The sequence below is a fragment of the Rhodococcus mengyinensis genome (assembly GCF_048381435.1).
In the GTDB taxonomy this organism is placed as follows: domain Bacteria; phylum Actinomycetota; class Actinomycetes; order Mycobacteriales; family Mycobacteriaceae; genus Rhodococcus_F; species Rhodococcus_F opacus_D.
Genome location: NZ_JBLWIT010000156.1, coordinates 57,278 through 72,245 on the forward strand (window position 1 = coordinate 57,278; position 14,968 = coordinate 72,245).

14 protein-coding genes are annotated in these 14,968 nt (G+C 69.0%); 5 read left to right on the forward strand and 9 right to left on the reverse strand.

The genetic code is table 11. The annotated features are described in order from the left end of the window. Positions 1–4 precede the first annotated feature (4 nt). Positions 5–760 carry a sirohydrochlorin chelatase gene (locus ACNJ7E_RS41450; RefSeq protein ID WP_418342530.1) on the forward strand — a complete coding sequence of 252 codons (756 nt, stop codon included), beginning with the start codon at positions 5–7 and terminating at the stop codon, positions 758–760. Here ACNJ7E_RS41450 and ACNJ7E_RS41455 read toward each other — a convergent pair. From ACNJ7E_RS41455 to ACNJ7E_RS41485, 7 genes are all read right to left on the reverse strand, one after another. After that, entirely contained in the window at positions 696–1,745 is a 1,050-nt protein-coding gene (locus ACNJ7E_RS41455; RefSeq protein ID WP_418342531.1) for an aminotransferase class I/II-fold pyridoxal phosphate-dependent enzyme, read from the reverse strand. The two genes, ACNJ7E_RS41450 and ACNJ7E_RS41455, sit on opposite strands and share 65 nt — an antisense overlap. Before the next feature lies 1 nt (position 1,746). Continuing rightward, complete coding sequence (locus tag ACNJ7E_RS41460; protein WP_280782433.1) at positions 1,747–2,769, reverse strand: 3-oxoacyl-ACP synthase III family protein; 1,023 nt, start codon at positions 2,767–2,769, stop codon at positions 1,747–1,749. Between the two features lie 3 nt (positions 2,770–2,772). Further along, positions 2,773–3,432 (reverse strand): SRPBCC family protein, encoded by a 660-nt coding sequence (locus tag ACNJ7E_RS41465; protein ID WP_280782432.1) that lies wholly within the window; start codon positions 3,430–3,432, stop codon positions 2,773–2,775. Then, positions 3,429–5,141, reverse strand: coding sequence for a thiamine pyrophosphate-binding protein (locus ACNJ7E_RS41470; protein ID WP_280782431.1), 1,713 nt, complete (start codon positions 5,139–5,141; stop codon positions 3,429–3,431). The genes ACNJ7E_RS41465 and ACNJ7E_RS41470 overlap by 4 nt, the downstream gene beginning before the upstream one ends. Positions 5,142–5,328: 187 nt before the next feature. Next, a complete protein-coding gene (locus tag ACNJ7E_RS41475) occupies positions 5,329–6,081 on the reverse strand; it encodes an anti-sigma factor family protein (RefSeq protein ID WP_280782430.1) in 753 nt (250 codons plus the stop codon). Further along, positions 6,078–6,584 carry a sigma-70 family RNA polymerase sigma factor gene (locus tag ACNJ7E_RS41480; RefSeq protein ID WP_280782429.1) on the reverse strand — a complete coding sequence of 169 codons (507 nt, stop codon included), beginning with the start codon at positions 6,582–6,584 and terminating at the stop codon, positions 6,078–6,080. Before ACNJ7E_RS41480 ends, ACNJ7E_RS41475 begins: the two co-directional genes overlap by 4 nt. Before the next feature lie 121 nt (positions 6,585–6,705). Then, positions 6,706–7,107: a DUF1801 domain-containing protein gene (locus tag ACNJ7E_RS41485; protein ID WP_418342532.1), complete on the reverse strand. Its 402-nt coding sequence runs from the start codon at positions 7,105–7,107 to the stop codon at positions 6,706–6,708. 182 nt (positions 7,108–7,289) lie between these two features. Here ACNJ7E_RS41485 and ACNJ7E_RS41490 point away from each other — a divergent pair, with 182 nt between their 5' ends. The 4 genes from ACNJ7E_RS41490 to cysC all read left to right on the forward strand — a co-directional run bounded on the left by ACNJ7E_RS41490 (position 7,290) and on the right by cysC (position 12,019). Next, complete coding sequence (locus tag ACNJ7E_RS41490; RefSeq protein WP_280782427.1) at positions 7,290–8,150, forward strand: universal stress protein; 861 nt, start codon at positions 7,290–7,292, stop codon at positions 8,148–8,150. 247 nt (positions 8,151–8,397) lie between these two features. Then, positions 8,398–9,201, forward strand: a complete 804-nt coding sequence (gene stf0 / locus ACNJ7E_RS41495) for a trehalose 2-sulfotransferase (RefSeq protein WP_283333639.1) — start codon at positions 8,398–8,400, stop codon at positions 9,199–9,201. Next, positions 9,198–10,136 carry a sulfate adenylyltransferase subunit CysD gene (gene cysD / locus ACNJ7E_RS41500; protein WP_418342533.1) on the forward strand — a complete coding sequence of 313 codons (939 nt, stop codon included), beginning with the start codon at positions 9,198–9,200 and terminating at the stop codon, positions 10,134–10,136. The genes stf0 and cysD overlap by 4 nt, the downstream gene beginning before the upstream one ends. Next, a complete protein-coding gene (gene cysC / locus ACNJ7E_RS41505; RefSeq protein WP_280782424.1) occupies positions 10,136–12,019 on the forward strand; it encodes an adenylyl-sulfate kinase in 1,884 nt (627 codons plus the stop codon). The genes cysD and cysC overlap by 1 nt, the downstream gene beginning before the upstream one ends. Here the strand turns inward: cysC and ACNJ7E_RS41510 are convergent. Together ACNJ7E_RS41510 and ACNJ7E_RS41515 are read right to left on the reverse strand one after the other, a co-directional pair. Beyond that, a complete protein-coding gene (locus ACNJ7E_RS41510) occupies positions 12,016–13,509 on the reverse strand; it encodes a UDP-N-acetylmuramoyl-L-alanyl-D-glutamate--2,6-diaminopimelate ligase (protein ID WP_418342534.1) in 1,494 nt (497 codons plus the stop codon). The two genes, cysC and ACNJ7E_RS41510, sit on opposite strands and share 4 nt — an antisense overlap. Before the next feature lie 56 nt (positions 13,510–13,565). Further along, entirely contained in the window at positions 13,566–14,948 is a 1,383-nt protein-coding gene (locus ACNJ7E_RS41515) for a sulfatase family protein (RefSeq protein ID WP_418342535.1), read from the reverse strand. Positions 14,949–14,968 lie beyond the last annotated feature (20 nt).

Genomic DNA, 14,968 nt, shown 5'->3' on the forward strand with positions numbered 1-14,968 from the left:
TGCGATGACCCCGCTGATCGCTGTCGCCCACGGCAGTCGCGACCCCCGCAGTGCGCGGGTGGTGGCGGCTGCCGTGTCGGCGCTCCGGGCCAAGCGACCGGACCTCGACGTCCGGCTGTGCTTCCTCGACCTCAACGCACCGTCCGTGGACCAGGTGATCGACACGGTCGCCGCCGAGGGGCATTCCTCCGCCGTGATCGTGCCGATGCTGCTGGGCAGCGCGTTCCACGCACGCGTCGATCTTCCTGCGCTCCTGGACGCCGCCCGCCTCCGTCACCCGCACCTGCACGTCCGGCAGGCCGACGTTCTCGGGCACGACGCGCGGCTGGTCGAGGCCGTCCGTGACCGCATCGGCGAGGCCGGCGGTTCCGCCGGTGAGTCCGGTCTCGGGATCGTCCTCGCCGCGGTCGGCTCGTCCGACCCGGCCGCGAACGACCGCACTCGCGAGCTGGCCGGATCGCTCGTCGCGGGCACCCGATGGTCGGGAGCGGTGACGTGTTTCGCGACGTCGGCGGAACCGACGGTGCAGCAGGCGATCTCGACGCTGCGGCAGGCCGGTGCCGAGCGCATCGTGATCGCGCCGTGGTTCCTGGCGCCGGGACTGCTCACCGATCGGGTGAGCCGTGCGGCGGAATCCTGCGGCCCCGGCATCACCTACGCGGCCACCATCGGACCGCACCCCCGGCTGCTCGACGTCATGCTCGACCGGTACTCGCAGACCCACACGGAGCTGCAGCAGTTCCGGGCACTGTCGGCCTGAGCGCGTCGATCACCGCACGCCCGGCATCCGGGTTCCCGACCGCTATCCGCGCGTCACCATTGGGGTAGGTGCGCGCGTGGATGCCGGCACGGGCCAGTGCGTCACCGACGTCCCCTCCGGGGAGGTACAGGAAGTTGGCGTGACTGCGCGGGACCGGAATTCCCGCCGCCCTCACCGTACGCCACAGTTCCTCGCGCTCGGCGACGATGGCAGCCACCCGGGAACGGAGCTCGTGCTCGGCGGCGTACGACGCCGTGACCGCGGGAACGGCGGCGCTGCCCATCCCGAACGGCAGTTGCAGCGTTCGAATCGTCCGCGCCAGTGCCGCATCCGCGAAGCCGAATCCGATACGCAACCCGGCCAGTCCGTACGCCTTGGAGAACGTTCGCAGGAACACGACGTTCGGGTGTTCGGCGATGATGCGATGCACGTCCAGGACCTGTCGGCGGTCGACGAACTCCACGTAGGCCTCGTCGAGGACGACGACCACCCGGTCCGGAACATGACGGAGGAAGTCCGCCAGTTCGGCGGGGTCGACGAGCGTTCCCGTGGGGTTGTGCGGGCGGCAGACGACGACGAGCCGGGTGCGGTCGTCGATCGCGGCCGCCATCGCGGCCAGATCCTGCCCGCCGTCCGGGAGAATCGGTACCGGTACCGCGTCGAGTGCCGCGATGCGCGCCATGATCGGGTACCCGTCGAACGTCGGCGCGGTGAACACGATCCGCTCCCCCGGCCCGGCGACGGAGCGCATGACCTGCAGGGCGACGCCGGTGGCGCCGGCGCCCACCACCACCTGTTCGGTGTCGAGCCCTTCGTGATCCGCGATGACCTGGATCAGCCGGTCGGGCAGAAACTCCGGATACCGATGCGCCCGGCGCATCACACCGTCGAGCGCGGCGAGCACGGAGGGCAGCGGGGCGAACGGGTTCTCGCTCAGCGCGAGATCGAATCTCACACCGGGTCCCGCGATGGTCTGTGTCGTCATTTCACACCCCCGCCGGGGCTGCGCCCCACCGAATGGCCCCGGCCCCGGCGAAGTCGCCGGCGTGCGCGAACGCGGACATCATCACCAGCGAGCCGTTGGGGATCCGGCCTGCCCGGTTCTCGATGTCGAGGGTGACGGGGATCGCGGCGCCGAACAGGTTCCCGCATTCGTCGAACGTGTCGGGGTGTCGTTCCGCCGGAAGCTCGAGTGCGTCCCGCCAGTTGCGGAGAAACAGCCGGTTGGGCTGGTTGGTGACCAGGGTGTCGATCTCGACGGGGGTGATGCCGATCTGCTTGCACACCGCGAGCGCCACCTCGGGGACGAGCCGGTTTCCGCGGGCGAAGACCTTCGCGATCCTCGATTCGGTGAACCCGATGTGCAGTTGGCCGGTGCCCGCCTCCCAGTACTTGCGGGGCGGATCGACGGCGGCCGTCATGTCTCCGGCGAACTCGGGGTAGGTCCGGCACTCCAGCCCCAGCACCGGTGCGGCCTCCGACTTCACCAGCAGGCATGCGCCCGCGCCGTCACCCGGCACCGCCGACTGTGCCAGCGCGCGCACGTCCGATTGCGTGAAGATCTGGCCGGCGCTGTTCTGCACCGACACGATCAGGGCGGTCGACGCGTCCCCGGTCTGCATGATCCGGCGTGCCAGCTTGATCATGTACACGAACGACGCGCAGCCGCCGTTGTGCAGGTCCACCACCCACTCCGGGGTGATCCCCATCCGGCGCGCGAGTTCTCCGCCGGTGCCCAGGATCGGGACGTCGGGCAGCTGGGTGTGAGTGATGAGAATGTCCACGTTGGAGACGAGTTCGGCGCCGCTCCGTTCGACCAGCGGGGCGATTGCACGTTCCGCCATGTCGACGGCGTTCTCGTCGCTCGCGATGTGGTGGCGGAATTTCGGCGCCCGGAACATGATGTTCTCGGCGAGCCGGTCGGAGGCGGCGAACTGGGCGAAATAGTCCGCTTCCACCCGGTTCTCGGGTAGGTAGCCGGCAATGTCGATCAGGCTGACGGTGTCCATGTCTCACTCACTCATCCAGGTCGGGGTCACGGGCAGGTCGTTCGCCCACCGGTATTCGCAGATCGCCTTGAGATTGCTCATCTCCAGTCGGTGTCCGGCGGCGAACATGTCCCAGAAGTCGCCCACCCACGGAACCCGGTCTGCGGGAGCGGTCTCGGGGTAGGGATTGTCGTCGTAGAACGGATGGTGGCAGTTGGTCCACAGCACGACGGATCCGTCGACGTCCAGGACCGTGCGCGCGTCCACCACCCGCATCAGATACACCATCCACAGGTGTTTGCCCTGGTCCCAGGCACAGTGATAGTCGACGGTCATCGCGGCCGGGTGTGCCACGGTGCGCGTGTAGATCTCGGTGGTGTCGCCCAGGCGGTCGTACGCGAGCCACAGCCCGGGTTCTCCGGCCGGGGTGAATCCGCGGAGGCTGTACGTCCATTCCGCGAGGCTGCGGGTGTGGGAGAGGTAACGGAACACCTCGTCCGGCGGGCAGTCGATGTATTCGTTGACAGTGCAGTACTTTCCGAACACCTGGTCGTGCGGATACACCGACCTCAGCATGTCCATGATGATCGGTGTCGTCGCCTGACGGTCGGAGGTCTCGATGCGGACGAGGCCGGGCAGGTCGGCGGGAAGGTCGGGCAGCGGGGCGATCTCTCGAGCGGTCATCTGCGTGCTCCTTCTCGGGATTCGGATCTCTCGGTCGGGCGTCGTGCGGGCAGGAACGGCAGGAACGGCGGCAACTCGTCGGCGTCGCAGGCGACTTCGATGACAGCGGGCCCCGCCGAGCCGGCCGTGGCGCGTAGCGAGTCGGCCAGGCCGGCGTGCGTGTCGACCGTGTGGGACGGCAAGCCGGGAAACAGTGCGCCGACTCCCGCCGCGATGTGGGCGGGACGAAACCGGCTGTACGTGTATGCGCCCTCGAAGTACACCTGCTCGCGGGTCAGGCACATCGCGTGGGCGTTGTTGTTGAACACGACGAACGTGACCGGCACGTCGTACTCGACGGCCGTGTGGATCTCGAGCCCGTGTGCGTAGAACGCACCGTCGCCTGCGATCACGAACGTGCGGCGGCCCCGTGAGAAGGCGGAACCGATCGCGGCGCCGAACGTGTAGCCCATCCCGCCCATTCCCAGCGCCACCACGAACCGGCCTCCGCTCGGAACCGGAAGATGATGCACCACAGCGGCACCCGTGTTTCCCGCGTCGGCGAACACGTCGGCGCCCGCTGGCATCACCGCGGCGAGCGCCTTCACCGCGTCCGTGTAGCCCAGGCCCGACGTGCCGGACGACGGCACGTCGATCGGGGTCGGCTCGCTCTGCGCGACGGGCGCCCGCGAGGCCGCAAACCCGATTTCGGTGACGAGCCCGCGCAGCGTCGCCCGCAGATCCCGCGTCGGCACGTGATGGGCATGCAGATACGGCTTCGCCGAGCCCACGCTGTACACCAGCGTCTTCTCGAGCGCCCCGTCCAGACCTCCGCGTGCCATCACCGGCAGTCGCGTGCCGACGAGCAGGCAGACGTCGGAATCCTGCAGTGCGTCGACGACATCCGGGTTCCCCATCGCGCCGGTGACCCCGAGCCGACCGGGCGCCGCGGGATCGAGCACGTCCCTCGCGTCGGGCGTGACGGCCACCCGGGCGCCGAGCACGTGCGCGAGTTCCGCGAGTTCCCCTCGCGCGCCGGCTCGCGCGACCTCGTCTCCGGCGATGACGGTGACGCGGCCGTAGTCGTCGCGGAGGGCCTCGGCGAGCCGTGCGATCTCCGCCGCGGTGGTGCGTGGTGCGGTCGGGACCGCTCGACGTGGTTCCGGGAACTCACCGAGCGACTGCTGAATGTCCTTCGGCAACAGGAGAACCGCGGGCCCGCCGCGTCGCGCGGCGGCCAGCGCCTCGGCTAGTTGGCGTTCGAGGTCGAGCGGCGACTCGACGCGCGCGCAGTACACGGACACCTCACCGAACAACCGGGTCGCATCGATCGACCCCGCCAGTCCACTCGTGTCCTGGAATGCGCCCATCCCTTCGAGCGTCGTCGGCGGTTGCCCGACCAACGCCAGAAGCGGCACACGCGACGCGAATGCTTCACCGAGACCGGCGATCACATTGAGCGCACCCCCGCCCGACGTCGCCGCGACAACACCGATCCGGTTCGACGTCCGGGCGTACCCGTCGGCCATCGTCGTCGCCGAGAACTCGTGTTTGGCGACGACGCCCTCGACGTCGTGGGAGCGGTGCAGCGCGTCGTACAGGTCCTCGATGTTCGCGCCTCCCACACCGAAGACGTGTTCGACCCCCTCTGCGGCCAGCGCCGCGACGATGTAGTCGGCGACGCGCATGTTCCGACCGGTTGTCCGTGGCTCGTGATCCGTGAGATTCATCGGCAGACCCCCGTGTCGTGGATCGGGTGGGGCGACCTGCGGTCACCCACTGGATATACACACGAACCACGTACCGGTCGGGTTCACCGGTGGCAGAACATTTTTCCGGAAACGTTCGTGACGAACGAAACACGACGGTGGAGCGTGCAGGAGGTATGAAAACCGACCCGACTCCCTGGCGGCTCGCTCACAACGCCGCGGTCAGCAGTACCTCATGGTCGTCGTCGGATCGCACGTCGATGCTCGCGATCGCGTCGACGGGCAGGCTGGTGGTGGCCGTGGGCCGCACCGTCGTGCCGGCCTCACCGGTCCAGGTGGCCAGTGTGGTGACGATTCCAGTGCGGTCGGTGACGGTCAGCGCGTAGCCCTCGGTGTCGGCGCCGTAGCGACCGTCGCCGGGCCACGTGTCCTCGTAGGAGCACTCGACGAAGACGACGGTGCCCCAGGATGTCGACGCGACGGATGCGCTCGCGGTGATCGTCGTCGGAACCACGGGGGTGAACACCGCCTCGGTGGTGTGGTCCGGGACGGGCATGGCCGTGACCGGGGCGGCCGGGGTCCGGTCCTGCGTCACCAGCACCCCCACCGGGACGGCGACGGCGATCACGGCGGCCGCCGCCGCGAGGGCCGTCGCCGCTCGCCGGTGCCGTCGGCGCCGCTGTACCGTCCCCACCAGTTGGGTCAGCACACGTGGTGCGGGGGTCTCCGCATCCGCGGGCGCGGCGTTCCCAGGCAGCGTGCCGAACGCCTCTTCCGGTGTGATCAGGGCCAGCAACCCGGGCATGCCCGCCAGTTCGGACAGGGCCTGCGAGCACTGTGCGCAGTGGGCGAGGTGCGCCTCGTATTCGCGCCGATCGCTCGGGGACATCGCACCGAGCACATATGCGGCGTCCCAGCGGACGTAGGGATCCTCGTGCGACTCGAAGTCGTCGAACGTCATCGGGTCACCCCCATTTCCTGCAGAGCCAATCGAAGGGCCCGCAATCCGTAGTGCATGCGGGATTTCACCGTTCCCTCCGGTATTCCGAGTTCGTCGGCCATCTGGTGGGTCGACATTCCCCGGTAGTAGCCGAGCACGAGAACCGCACGATGGTCGGGGCTGAGCCGGGCCAGCGCATCACCCATCATCCAGGCGTCGAGTGCGCCGTCCGAGCTGTCCGGGGCGGCGCGTTCGGGTGTCGAGCTCATCCCGATCTCACGCTGGGAGCGGGCGCTGCGGTGCTCGTCGAACACGAGGTTCCGGGCGACCGTGAACAACCACGCCCGGGCCGACGACTCCGACTGGTCGAGCACGTTCGGATGCTTCCAGGCTCGCAGCAGGACCTCCTGCACGATGTCGTCGGCGCGGGCGCGGTCGCCGGTCAGCCGCAGGGCATACCGCCACACCGCGGGGGCATGCTCCTCGTACAGGGCGTGCATCAGCTCGGTCTGGGCATCCGGCATCGGTCACCACCTCTCAGCAGTACACACGGTTCACCCGTGCCTCCGGTTCACCGCGCCACCGAAACACAGGGAAACCCCAGGTGAAACGGGTCGCAGCGGCCGAAAACCCTTGGCCCGTACGCTAGGAGATGTTCAGCGCCACGGCGGCGTGGACGAGCGCCTGGAACGCCTCGGCGTCGATCGTGTCGCCCTCGTGGAAATCGATGGCACGCCGAGTGTTGCCGTCGAGGCTGGAGTTGAAGAGGCCTGACGGGTCGTTCAGCGAAGCGCCCTGGGCGAACGTCACCTTCACCGCATTCTTGTACGTCTCACCGGTGCAGATCATTCCGGCGTGCGACCATACCGGCACCCCTCGCCACTTCCACTCCTCGACGACGTCGGGGTCGGCCTGCGTGACGAGGGCACGGATCCGGGCGAGCGTCTCGCCCCGCCAATCACCCAGCTCCTCGATTCGCGCATCTATCAACTGCGAGGGAGTGTCACCTTCGCTTCCCTCTCCCGAGCCGCTCGTCCGCGTCTTCATGGTGGGCTGTCGCTCTCCTTCTGGCTGTCGTCCTGGCTGTCGTCGCTCGCCGTTCACTCGAGTATCCTCGCGGACCGCGTCGATCGCATCGAGATCGCGCCGGGATCGGCTGCCGACCGATTTACCTCTGGCGCGTCGCCGCCGTCCTGGACCAAACTGGAATGGAGGTGAGGAGCACCCCCATGAGCACAGCACGGATTCGACGCGGCATCGTGGCAGGCATCGACGGATCGGACGGCGCGCTGGAGGCGGCGGCGTGGGCTGCATCCGCCGCGAGGCGCTTCGAGGAGCCGCTGCGCCTCGTCCACGTGTTACCCAAGCATCCGAATTCCGCGGACGGTCACCCCGAAGGCGATGAGTTCCTCGACGCCGCCGAGCGCATCGTCCTGGACGGGCAGCAGGACCTGGAAGTCGAGCGCAGCACCCACCCTGGTCCGCCCGCCCACGCGCTGGTGGAACTGTCCAAGACGGCCCGGATGCTTGTTCTCGGGCCCGCGGCCACGAGTGAGATGAAATCGGTGGTCGCCGGTTCCGATGTCGTGCGGGTGTCGAACCGAGCCGAATGTCCGGTTGTCGTCTGGCGCGGCATCCAGGGCCACGAGGTCAGCGAAACCCGCCCCGTCGTGGTGGGTGTGGACGGCAGCGAACTGAGCGACATGGCGGTGGCCCACGCGTTCGAGTTCGCGGCATTCTTCGGCGCTCCCCTCGTCGCGGTGCACACCTGGGCCGAGCACTCCACCCTCGGTGCGTGGTACTCGGAGGAACGTCGCTTCACCGACTGGTCCGATCTGGTCCAGCACGAGGAGGCGTGGCTCGCCGAGAGCCTCGCCGGGTGGCGCGAGAAGTACCCCGATGTCGAAGTCACGCGCTGCCTCGAGCGTGGTGGGCCGATGAAAGTGCTCCTCGAATACTCGTTCGGTGCGCAGTTGATCGCCGTCGGCAGCCACGGGCGAAATCCGTTCACCGCGTCGATCGTGGGCTCGACGAGCCAGAGTCTCATCCACCACGCCCGGTGTCCGGTACTCATCTGCCGAAAAGGCTGAATACCGTAAGCGTCCGTTTCACTCTTTCGATCAGCCTGATTCATATTCACCATTCGCGGGCCCATTCCCGGGGCACGGCGCGAACCGAATTTCTACGTCAGAACACTGCTCCGACCTGCTCAAATACACAACGCCACAGCGCTGATATCGCAGACTCACACGCAGCAGAAAATGCCAAGTGTTTCAATCACGCTAATTCGATTTCCTCCAGATTTCGGCACCGAATTTCGCGTTTATAGTTTCCGGCATGTCGGAGCCACGCTCATATCTCGTCTGCGCATCACAGCGCAGCGGCAGCACTCTGCTCGTCGAATCTCTTCGCGCCACGACCGTCGCCGGCAACCCCGAGGAGTTCTTCCAATACCTGCCGTCCACCAGTCGATCACCGCAGCCGCGGCAGTGGTTCGAGGGTGTCACCGACGAGGCGGTGCTCTCGCTGCTCGCCCCGCTCGAACCGGGGACCGCCGACACCCGCACCGCGGAGCAGTGGCGCGATCAACTGCTCAGCCTCGGTCGCACTCCCAACGGGGTGTGGGGCGGAAAGCTGATGTGGAACCAGGTGCCGCTCGTCCTCGACCGCGCCGCCGGACTTCCGGACCGCTCCGGTGACGACCTGCGGTCCGCCCTGGACGACATCCTGGGCCGCGACCTCGCCTTCATCCATGTCTACCGGCGTGACGTCGTCGCGCAGGCGGTGTCGATGTGGCGGGCGGTGCAGACTCAGGTGTGGCGCGACGACGCCACCCCACCCGCCCCGCACGACGGCGCCGAGTACCACGCGGGCGGCATCGCCCACCTCGTCCGGATTCTGCGCGATCAAGATGAGCAGTGGCGCAACTGGTTCGAGGTCGAGGGACTCGACCACATCGACATCGGTTTCGACGATCTCGTCGCGGCGCCGCAGGCGACGGTGGCGAAGGTGCTCGTCGAACTCGGCCTCGACACCGATCTCGCGCCCCCGCCGCCGCTGAAGCGGCAGAGCGACGGCCGCTCCAAGGAATGGGTTCTGCGGTATCGGTCCGACGCCGCCGCGAACGGACTTCCGCTGTGACCGCCATCGGCGCCGCGGCGCCGCTGGACAGCGCCGCACGGGTGGACGAACTCCGTGCGCTGGAGGCGGAGGCCGTGCACATCATCCGCGAGGTGGTCGCCGAACTCGAGCGGCCGGTTCTGCTGTTCTCGGCCGGCAAGGACTCGATCGTGTTGCTGCGGCTGGCGGAGAAGGCGTTCCGGCCGTCCCCGTTGCCGTTTCCCGTCCTGCACGTCGACACCGGGCACAACTTCCCCGAGGTGATCGAGTTCCGCGATCGCCGGCTCGCCGAGGACGGTCACCGGCTGATCGTCGCGTCGGTGCAGGAGTCGATCGACAGGGGTCGCGTCACCGAATCGGGCGGGCCCGGCACGTCCCGGAACCGGCTGCAGACCCGCACCCTGCTCGACGCCCTGGAGGCGCACCGTTTCGACGCCGCGTTCGGCGGCGCGCGCCGCGACGAGGAACGCGCCCGCGCGAAGGAGCGGGTGCTCAGCTTCCGCGACGAGTTCGGGCAGTGGGATCCGCGTTCGCAGCGGCCCGAGCCGTGGTCGCTGTACAACGGGCGGATTCGCCGAGGTGAGCAGGTCCGTGTGTTCCCGCTGAGCAATTGGACCGAACTCGACATCTGGCGCTACATCGAACTGGAGAACCTCGCGCTGCCGTCGATCTACTTCGCCCACGAGCGGCAGGTGTTCGAGCGCGACGGCATCCTGCTGGGGTTGTCCGAGTACACGCTGCCCACCGAAGACGAACTGGTGCAACGGCTCCGGGTGCGGTACCGCACGGTCGGGGACCTGACGATCACCGGCGCCGTGCGCTCGGACGCCGGCGGCGTCGCCGGCGTGATCGAGGAGATCGCCGCGGCCACGGTCTCCGAACGCGGCGAGACCCGGGCCGACGACAGAACTTCCGTTGCCGCGATGGAAGACCGCAAGCGCGAGGGGTACTTCTGATGACCACCACCGGCCGGCCCCGTCAGCTGCTGCGGCTCGCCACCGCGGGCAGCGTCGACGACGGCAAGAGCACCCTGATCGGACGGCTCCTCCACGACACGGGCAGCCTGCCCACCGACCACCTCGAGGCGGTGACGAACGCCGACGGCGAGGCGGACCTCGCCGCCCTGTCCGACGGGCTGCGCGCCGAACGCGAACAGGGCATCACCATCGATGTCGCGTACCGGTTCTTCTCCACGCCGACCCGCAGTTTCGTGCTCGCGGACACGCCGGGGCACGAACGGTATACCCGCAACATGTTCACCGGTGCGTCGAACGCCCACGTCGCCGTGCTGCTCGTGGACGCCCGCGCCGGGGTGCTCCGGCAGACCCGACGCCACGCCCGGATCGCCGACCTGCTCGGCGTGCCGCACCTGGTCGCGGTGGTCAACAAGATCGACCTCGTCGACTTCGACGAGACCCGGTTCAAGGAAGTCGAATCCGAACTGGGTCTGCTCGCGCAGCGGCTCGGCGGCCGCGACCTCACGGTGATCCCGGTGTCCGCCACCCGCGGCGACAACGTCGTCACACGGTCGGATTCGACACCCTGGTACGACGGGCCCACGATCCTCGAGTATCTCGAAGAGGTGGAACTCGCCGCACCGTCCGCGGTCCCGTCCGAACTGCGACTGCCGATCCAGTGGGTGGCGCGTCCCACGGACGATCGGCGACGCCGCTACACCGGCCGGCTGTCCGCGGGCACCCTGTCCGTCGGCGACGAGGTGGTGGTCCTGCCTGCGGGTTCCCGCAGCACGGTCACCGCCCTCGACACCCTCGATCCGAACCGGTCCGTCGCGGTCGCCCCGCTGTCGGTGTCGTTCGAACTCGCGGACGACCTCGACGTGGCCCGCGGCGACCTCGTCGTGAGCGCCGCCGCCGACGCGACCGCACCCGTCCCGGCCCGCGAGATCGACGCGACCGTGTGCTGGCTGAGCGAGACACCGCTGCGGGCAGGCGACCGGGTGGCGCTCAAGCACACCTCCCGCACCGTGCGCGCCACCGTTCAGGAATTGCACACCCGGCTCGATCCGGAAACCCTCGAAGAACACGACTCCCCCAGCGAACTCGCCCTCAACGACATCGGCCGGATCACGCTCCGGACGAGCACGGTGGTGCTCCCCGACCCCTACGCCACCAATCGCGACGCCGGCGCGTTCATCCTCATCGACGAGCAGAGCAACGACACCGTCGGCGCCGGAACCGTCGGCGAAGCCCGGGAAGTCGTGCCCGGCGAACAGACCCGGCACGACATCAAGTGGCACCCGTCATCACTGGAACGGGATCGGCGCTGGTCCGCGACCGGGCAGCGGGGCGCCACCATCTGGCTCACCGGGCTGCCGGCGTCCGGGAAGTCGACGGTGGCGGTCGCACTCGAGCGGACCCTCGTCGACGCCGGACGAACCGCGTACCTGCTGGACGGCGACAACGTACGGCACGGCATCTCGGACGACCTCGGGTTCTCGCCCGGCGACCGGGCCGAGAACATCCGCCGCGTCGGTCACCTCACCCGGTTGTTCGCGGACGCCGGGGTGGTCGCCATCGCGTCGATGGTGTCGCCGCTGCGCTCGGACCGTGCGATCGCACGGGCGCTCAACGAGGCCGCGGGACTGCCGTTTCTCGAGATCCACGTGAGCACGCCGGTCGACGAGTGCGAACGGCGTGACCCCAAGGGGCTCTACGCCCGGGCGCGCGCAGGCGAACTCCGCGGCCTCACCGGGATCGACGCCCCGTACGAGGCCCCCGAGAACCCGGATCTCGCATTCGACACCACCGGCGCCGATCTCGACGATCTCGTCGCGCGGATTCTCGCCGAACTCGCCCGGCACGAGATGCCACTGGTCTAGCCGGCGGCGAGCCTCTGGAGTGCCTCGTGGAGTGCGATCCGGTCGTCGAACACACGTCGGCGCGGCCCGTACGCCTGAACCCGGTCGTGCCCACGGCCTGCGACCACCACGACGTCGCCCGGCGAGGCGAGGGTGACGGCGGCGACGATCGCCTCGGCGCGGTCGGGGACGACGAGCACTTCGGCGTACCCACCACTGCGTGCACCTCGCGCCACGTCCTCACGCAGGCGCTGCGCGTCGTCGGAGTACGGACTCTCGTCGGTGACGATGACCGTGTCGGCGAAACGGGCCGCGGTCGCGCCGAGCGGCACCCGCTTGCCGGGGTCGCGCTCACCGGTCGCCCCGACGACGGCGATGACCCGGCCTCGCGTCAGCGAGCGGAGGTACGGAAACAGACGTCGCTGACCGGCCGTGTTGTGCATGTAGTCGACGAACGCGAGGAATGCCTGGCCCGCGTCCACCGCCTCCAGGCGTCCGGGCACGGTGTCGAGGTTCTCGATCCCGGCGACCGCGGAGTCGAGGTCCACCCCGCGAACCGCGAGGGCGGCGATCGCCGCGAGTGCGTTGTCAACCTGGTGCACTCCGAGCAGCCGGAGCCGCACCGGTTTCGGCGCCCCGGCGCCGTGGAGGGTGAACGACGTACCGCCCTCGTCCGCGTGCACGGCGGACGCGGAGAAGTCGGCCGCGGTCGTCCTCGACGAGAACGTCACGCGGGGCACGGTGACGGTGGCGGCGAGGCGGCGTCCGAACTCGTCGTCGACGCCGACGGCTGCCGCGGCGCAGCGCCCCGGTTCGAACAATCGCGCCTTCGCCGCGAAGTACGCGTCCATGTCGGGGTGGAAGTCCAGATGGTCGCGGGCGAGGTTGGTGAACACCCCCACCCGGAACGACGTTCCGTCGATTCGGTGCAGGGCGAGGCCGTGGCTCGACACCTCCATCGCGACGGCCCCGATCCGGTGCTCGACGAACGCGGCGAGGGTCTGCTGGAGCTCGCATGCCTCGGGCGTGGTCCGGGTCGCGGTGCGTGACCCGTTCGGTCCCCGGACGGCGATCCCCGTCATCATGCCGGTGCCGACACCTGCCGCACGCAGTCCCGCGTCCAGCAGGTACGCGGTGCTGGTCTTCCCGTTCGTCCCCGTCACACCGTAGACGTCGAGTGCCTCGGACGGATTGCCGTACACCCACGCTGCCAACGGACCGAGAGCACGACGCGGATCGTCCACCACGATCGTCGGCAGGATGTCCGACCCGCGGTCGCTGAGCATCGCGACAGCACCGCGCGCCGCGGCCTCGACCGCGAACTCGATCCCGTGCCGGTGCCGCCCCGGCAGCGCCGCGTACACGTCGCCGGCCCGGACGAGACGAGAGTCCTGGCTGATACCCGTCACCGCTGCCTCGCCGGACCCGGAGAGTGTCGCCGAGCAGCCGAGGCGGCGCACCATCTCGCGCAGCAGCTTCGGCGGAGTGCACCGCGGGCAGTCGACGCTCACACTTCCAGTGCACCACTGCCGCGCAGGTCGCGAGCACGGAACCGCATCATCCGCCCCTACGTGGCGGCTACGTCGCTCCGCGGCTCGTCGAGAATTCCGCGGTCCGAACTGTAGGCCGAACGCACGTCCGGCACCCGGTCGAGAGTGGCGAGGTATTCCTCCATGGCCTTCCGGGCGTACGCCGTTCCCTCTTCCTCGCTCGGGATCGAGTCGCCCGTGGCCCGTCGCCACGTCGCGAGTTCCAGCGCCAACTCGGCCTGCGTCCCTGCGAAGTCCTCGGTGTCGGCCAGGTTGTCGCGTTCGCCGGGGTCGGCGACCAGGTCGTAGAGTTCCCGGCTCGGACGCGGCCGGAGATGCTCGGTGCCCAGCGCCGCACCGGACAGGCTGTTCTCGATGTCGAGAGGAAGCTCGAGCTTGGGCCGAGGCGCGTAATTCTCGATGTAGCTGAACTGCTTGGTGCGCACCGCGCGAATGGGATCGAAGCTGTCGTGGAACGTCTTCTCCGTGAACAGGACGTCGCGTGCCGTCGACTCCGACCGGCCCAGCAACTGCCCGGCGTGGGAGACACCCTCCACGGCCGCGGGGATCGGGACGCCGAGCAGTTCGAGAAGGGTGGGTACGAGATCCACCCCGCTGAACAGGTCGTCGTAGACGCGAGGCGACGCCCGCAGCCTCCGCGGTGGGCGGATGATCGTCGCAATTCCGGTGCCCGGCGCATACAGTGTCGACTTCGCACCGGGGAACGCCTCGCCGTGGTCGGTGAGGAACACGACCCACGTGCTCTCGTCGAGCCCCTCGGCGTCCAGCGTCTGCAGCAACCTGCCGACGGCCGCGTCGGCCACCTCGATCGACCCGTGGAATCCGGCCAGATCCTCACGGACCTCCGGCCGGTCGGGCAGGTACGACGGAACGTCGAAACCCTCGGGATCGGCGGGGACATACCTGTCGACCGGGTACGGGCGGTGCGTCTCGAAGAAGCCGGCGGTCAGCAGGAACGGTTGTGGAGGGAACCGCGACAGCCACCGCGACGCCCGATCGGTGACGTATTCGCAGTACGAATTCGTCACGTCGTACTCGTGGAAGCCGAGCCGCTTGGGATACGCGGTCTCGTGCTGCATCCCGAACAGGGACGTGTACCAGCCCGCCTCCGCCAGCAGGGACGGCAGCGTGCGGACGTCGTCGTGGTACTGCCAGCCGTGGTGTGCGAGGCCGATCAGCCCGTTGCTGTGCGGGTACCGGCCCGAGAACAGGGCGCCACGCGACGGCGAGCACAGCGGCGCCGCTGCATGCGAGTCCGTCAGCAGCACACCCTCCGCGGCGAGCCGGTCGAGGTTCGGACTACGTACCCCGGACGCGCCGTAACACCCGAGGTGACGGCCCAGATCGTGCCAGTGCACGATCAGAACGTTGTCACGGACGGGATTCACCGGGGTCGCCACAGTCGCCTCCTACATCGGCG